Source organism: Henriciella sp. (assembly GCF_049649345.1).
Classification (GTDB): Bacteria; Pseudomonadota; Alphaproteobacteria; order Caulobacterales; family Hyphomonadaceae; genus Henriciella.
In genome coordinates this window covers 1-5,584 of sequence record NZ_JBARZC010000221.1, presented here as the reverse complement: position 1 = coordinate 5,584, position 5,584 = coordinate 1, and the positions used below count along the sequence as shown (strand labels likewise).

Below are 5,584 nucleotides of genomic sequence, written 5' to 3'. Positions count from 1 at the left end.
CCTCAGGCGAGGTTCTCGTCCAGGTTTTCGCTGTTTCCCAGTCCACGAACCGGCACCCGCCCTTGCCATTGAGCACGCACCCGAACAGCAGCGGGCCGTCCTGCGGCGCGTCTGTATCAGGGTTTTGCGGGTCTGATGCGCTTTCGTCTGTCATCCGCTGTAACTGTAGCGGGGGCAGCGGACATGACAAGCGCCCTGGCGCGGCCACAGCTCAATTGGCAGGGAATGCCTCCTGAATGGCCCGATCGACGTCTGACTTGTCATACGGTTTCTTCAGCATCGGAATGGACGGGAACCTCGCGTTAAGCGCGCTGGAGTCGCCGTAGCCGCTGGCGAAAATGAAGGGCACGTCCCGCTCGAAGAGTTCCCTGGCGACGGGTTCGCTTGTCTCGCTGCCAAGGTTCACATCGAGCAGTGCAAACCCGATTTCGTTTTCGGAGAGGACGCCGAGCGCTTCCGCCACAGTGCTGCACACATGCACCTCCGTCGCGCCGGCAGCTATCAGGATGTCCTCGGCGTCGAGCGCGATGATCATATTGTCCTCGACAATCAGGGCCGGTTTGTCGAGACCGGCCTGGCCGCTGTCAGAGGCCCGCGGGCTGGCGGAGGAGGGGGCCGGGGCCAGCGAAGGGCCATAGGCGCTGACATGCCTCGCCGGAACGACGAAATCGGCTTCCAGCCCGGTCAGCATATAGCGCACGTCTGCCGTGCCTGACAGTTCGTGGGGGATGGATTGCTGAATAATCGTTGTGCCAAACCCCTTGCGATCGGGCGCCTGAACGGCAGGGCCGCCCATCTCTTTCCATGCGATTTTGAGCGCTCCATCGCCCAGTTCGAGGGTCTCTATGGCAATCCTGCCGGATGAATCGGCCAGAGCGCCATATTTGGCAGAATTCGTGGTCATCTCGTGCAGAACCAGCGCCAGGGTGCTGAAGGCGGTCGGGGTCAGCATTGCATCCGGTCCGCTGATATCGATCCGGTCGGCCTTGCGCCCAAGATAAGCGTCCACTTCGGTCCTGATCAGGCCTTGAAGCGATGCCGGTGCCCAGTTTTTCAATGTCAGCTGGTCGTGGGCATTGGCGAGCGCCTGGACCCGCCCGCCGATCACATCGGACAGTTCGGCGACGGAGCGTGCTTCGCGGGCGCTCTGGTTTACGAGACCGCGGATCAGGTTGAGGATGTTGCGGACCCGGTGATTGAGTTCGGCAATCAGCAGCTCCTGGCGCTCACTGGCGCGGGCGCGTTCCTGGTTGGCGGCATCCGACATGCGCAGCACGACTTCGAGCAGGGTCACACGCAGCTGGTCTGCCGCGCCGATTTCATGAGCCTGCCAAGGCGCGCTCTGGCCCGTGACGGTTTCCTGCCATAGCTCGAAACTCTTCCTGGGGGTGAGGCGAGAGCCGTTGGGGCCGAGTGTGATCGGCTTCTCCGGATTGCCGGCCCAGCTCACGGTCCTGGCGATCTCCTGGCGAAAGAGGATGATATAATCGCGCGGCTGGCGCGACACGGGAATGGCGAGCAGGCCTGCTGCGACATCGGTGTAGTTTCTTGCCGGAGGGTAGACCCCGCCGAGATGATCGGTGGCGTAAATCCGGCCTCCCGCGCTTGTGTTCAGGAAGCGCAGTAGCCCCATGAAGTCCTCGCGCGACGGGGTTTTTCCCAGTGTCAGGAACTCGCCATCGACCCATGCGGCGACGCCGTCATTCTCGATGACCGAGTTCAGCGCATCGGCGAGCGTGGAGAAGTGATCGCGGATCGACTGTCCGCCAGCGAGCTGCGACATGAGCTGGTCGTGAAGCGTCTGCGTGCGCGAGCGCAGAAGGCGGGCTGTGTCCTGCCGGATTTGCTCCAGCACGAAACTGAAGAGCTGCGCGAACAGCTCTGCTGCAGAGCGGATTTCATAGGGCAGGACGCGCGGCGAATAGTGGTGACAGGCAAACAGGCCCCAAAGTTCGTCGCGCTGCAGGATGGAGACCGACATCGAGGCTTCGACACCCATATTCTTCAGATATTCGATATGGATCGGCGAGACTGCGCGCAGCCCGCTCATTGAAAGGTCGAGCGGGCCGCCATCGGGCGAGCGCTCGGGAATAATGGGCGAGACCTTCTCATTCACATTTGAAATAATGCGGAGCAGGTTGCGCTTGTAGAGTTCACGGGCCTGCTGGGGAATATCGCTCGCCGGATAATGCAGGCCCATGAATGAGTCGATGTTCGGACTGACCGCCTCGCCGATGACCTCGCCAGACTGATCTTCGGCAAAGTGGTAAACCATGACACGGTCGAAACCGGTCAGCGCTTTCATTTGACGCGCGGCTATGCGGCAGAGCTCTTCGACCGTCTTCGCCTTGCGCACCCGCTCGATCATCGGGCGGACATAGGATGTGTAGTCGGTCCTGTGGTCAGGACTGTACGGTTCAAGTTCGAGGACCACATTCGTGCCGGCAAGATGGACACCGACATTGAAGCGGCCGTCTTCGCCTTCGCCGAGCGCAACACCGAACAGGCGCTCGACGGCATCGCCGCTATCGAGCTGCTGGACGCGCATCTTTATCTTCTCGAGCCCGGCCTCGTCGAACAGGTCTGCAAGCGGCTCACCGATCATCGCTTCCGCGGTCCGGCCCATGAAGGCCTCGACATTTTCAGAGGCATGGCAGACCAGCCAATCTGATGTGACGGCAATCAGGCAGCCGAATTGCTGAACATGACCCAGGATGTGGATCGGTTCGCGGTCGCAATTTGTGAGGTCGATCTTTGTGTCAGGCGACACTGTATTGGAAGTCATTTTCTGTCGTTAGTCCCTGAACGGCAAAGTATGCATCTTCGAAATATTGGAAACCCGAGCGCGCGCCCGCGATCAGACGGTCTTCGTCCGCTGGCGCGCCGGACCAGGCCTGCAAGGCCTCCAGCGTGGTCTGCCAGAGTTCGTCTCCGGCCTCGCTTGAAAGGTAGGTGGTGGACGAGGCGACGAGCGGGTCGTCTGCTCTGCGCACCTGACGCAGGAGAACACGCCCGCCAAGGCGCGAGCCCGCAACGACATAGACCAGGCCGAGCGGGTCGCCCTGAAATGAGGTGAACGCCGCAGGCGATGACGTCCGGGAGGGCTGGCCAAGCCGCTCCAGATCAGAACCGGCGTCCAGGATCAGCGCTGCGATGGAGCGGCGGCATTCATCCATGGCAGCTGGGAGGCTTTCGAGACACCAGGACAGGGCGACAGCATGGGCACTTAGAAATCTGGAGAGGCCGGTCACATCTGTCAGGTCATACCGGCTGTAGAGCGCGTCAATTCGGGTATGATCAACTTGTGTATCGCTGCGCAATCGCATCCGCAAAGGTGACATCGATCCCTCTAACTCCCCTCAACCGTCTATGCTTTTCAGCGGTTTTCCGGTCTCTGATCAAGCGAACACTACACAATTGCGAGCGGCGGTCTCGGATTAACTGGCGGTGGTCAAAACGGTTCCGGGACAATCGCACTTCTGTTTGGCGCTTTGCAGAAGCGGCGTTTTCCAGTAAGCGCGCCCTTTGGTTTCGTAGTCCGAGGAGGATTGCAGACATGGCGGTAAGGCATTTCATCGATCTCTGGCAGCTGGAAGCCTCAGAGCTGCGCGGTATTCTGGATGAAGCTCATGCGATGAAGAAGGCGCGCGCTGGCTGGCCGAAGGGCCGAGCCGATGAGGGCGCGCCGCTCGATGGACACATCCTGGCGATGATCTTCGAGAAGTCCTCGACGCGCACACGCACCAGCTTCGATGTCGGCATCCGCCAGCTTGGCGGAACCTCAATCGTGGTGAATTCCAACGATATGCAACTCGGCCGCGGCGAGAGTATTGGTGACACGGCGCGTGTCCTGTCTCGCTATGTCGACATGGTGATGATCCGCGCCAATGATCACACCGATATTGAGGACTTCGCCGAGGCCTCCAGCGTCCCCGTGATAAATGGCCTCACCGATCGCTCGCATCCCTGCCAGATCATGGCCGATCTGATGACGCTTGAGGAGCATGGCCTCGACCTGAAAGACGCGCGGCTGGCCTGGGTTGGCGATGGCAACAATGTCTGCTCGTCCTTCATTCATGCTGCGCCGAAATTCGGATTCACCCTCGCGATTGGCACACCGGATCGTTACGCGCCGGATGAAGACGATCTCGAGCTTGCGCGCGAGCTGCAGGGCCGGATCGAAGTTTTCGACAATGCCGAGGACGCCGCTGAAAGCGCTGATGTCGTGATTGCGGATACGTTCGTCTCGATGGGCGACTCCGACGCAGACGAGCGCCTCGACGAGCTTGAGCCTTACGCCGTGACCGAAGAGCTGATGGAGCTTGCCCAGCCGGGCGCCAAATTCCTGCACTGCCTGCCGGCCCATCGCGGCGAGGAAGTCGACAGCGAAGTGATCGACGGGCCGAACTCGCTTGTCTTCGATGAGGCCGAAAACAGGTTGCACGCGCAAAAGGCCATCATGCGCTGGTGTCTCGACAAATAGATGTGGGCTGGCAGAGTGCGCGCCGGGCAAGATGGAGGCGGGCATGCTGACCAAGCGGGATTTTCTGATGACGGGCGGAGCGGCCGGGCTTGTGCTGGCTTCGGGACTGCCGTCGTCCGCGCGGGAGACGGGAACCGGCCTGCCCAATCTTGCCGCGGGCGCTGCGCCGATCGCCCCGGCCGAACACGAACAGCGGCTTGAAAAGGCGCAGGCCCTGATGCAGCAGCAGGGTATTGCGGCGCTGGTCATAGAGGCCGGGTCGGCGCTTACATATTTCACGGGTATCCGCTGGTGGCGCTCCGAGCGGTTCACTGGCGTGGTCATTCCGGCCGAGGGCCTGCCGGTGGTGGTCACGCCCTATTTTGAGGAGCCATCCGTCCGCGAGAGCGTGAAAGTGGAGACGCAGGTGCGGACCTGGCACGAGAACGAAAATCCGTTCGAACTCGTCGCTGGTGTATTGCGTGACCGGGGGCTGGAAGACGGCAAGGTCGCCATCGAGGAAACCGTCCGGCATTTCGTCTCCGATGGCATCGCGAAGGCGGCGCCGTTCTTCGACATCGTCTCTGGCATGAGCGTCACGCGCGGCGTGCGGATGTACAAGTCGCCGGTTGAGCTTGCCCTGATGCAGACGGCGAATGACATCACGCTCGCGGCCTACAAAGATATCTATCCGCGCGTCGAACTCGGCATGAGCCAGCAGGATATTTCGGCGATGGTGAGCCAAGCGACCACACAGCTCGGCGGGGCGGTCGAGTTTTCCATGGTGCTTCTGAATGAAGCGAGCGCCTATCCGCATGGCACCAAGTCACCGCAGACCGTGCGCGAGGGCTCTGTCATCCTGATGGACTGCGGCTGCGGCGTGCATGATTATGAGAGCGATATTTCGCGGACCTGGGTGTTCGGAGAGCCGACGGCGAAGCAGCGCGAGGTCTGGAATACGGTGAAGGCCGGGCAGGAGCTGGCGCTGGAGACGGCGCAGCTGGGTGTCCGCGCCGGTCTCGTCGATGAAACGGTGCGGGCCTTCTATGAGAGCAAGGGCTATGGGCCGGGCTACAAGACGCCGGGGCTATCCCATCGCCTCGGTCATGGTATCGGTATGGA

At 61.4% G+C, this 5,584-nt stretch carries 4 protein-coding genes; 2 read left to right on the top strand and 2 right to left on the bottom strand.

Features of this window, described 5'->3' with window-relative positions; translation table 11 throughout:
* Positions 1-211: 211 nt before the first annotated feature.
* Positions 212-2,785 carry an HWE histidine kinase domain-containing protein gene (locus tag WA989_RS05525; protein WP_424339508.1) on the bottom strand — a complete coding sequence of 858 codons (2,574 nt, stop codon included), beginning with the start codon at positions 2,783-2,785 and terminating at the stop codon, positions 212-214.
* Complete coding sequence (locus WA989_RS05520) at positions 2,760-3,320, bottom strand: biliverdin-producing heme oxygenase (protein ID WP_424339507.1); 561 nt, start codon at positions 3,318-3,320, stop codon at positions 2,760-2,762. Before WA989_RS05520 ends, WA989_RS05525 begins: the two co-directional genes overlap by 26 nt.
* A gap of 236 nt (positions 3,321-3,556) precedes the next feature.
* Between WA989_RS05520 and argF the strand changes: the two genes are divergently transcribed.
* Both argF and WA989_RS05510 read left to right on the top strand, forming a co-directional pair.
* Complete coding sequence (argF, locus tag WA989_RS05515; protein ID WP_424339506.1) at positions 3,557-4,483, top strand: ornithine carbamoyltransferase; 927 nt, start codon at positions 3,557-3,559, stop codon at positions 4,481-4,483.
* A 43-nt stretch (positions 4,484-4,526) separates the two neighbouring features.
* The coding region (locus WA989_RS05510) for a M24 family metallopeptidase (RefSeq protein ID WP_424339505.1) at positions 4,527-5,584 on the top strand (1,058 nt) is incomplete at its 3' end.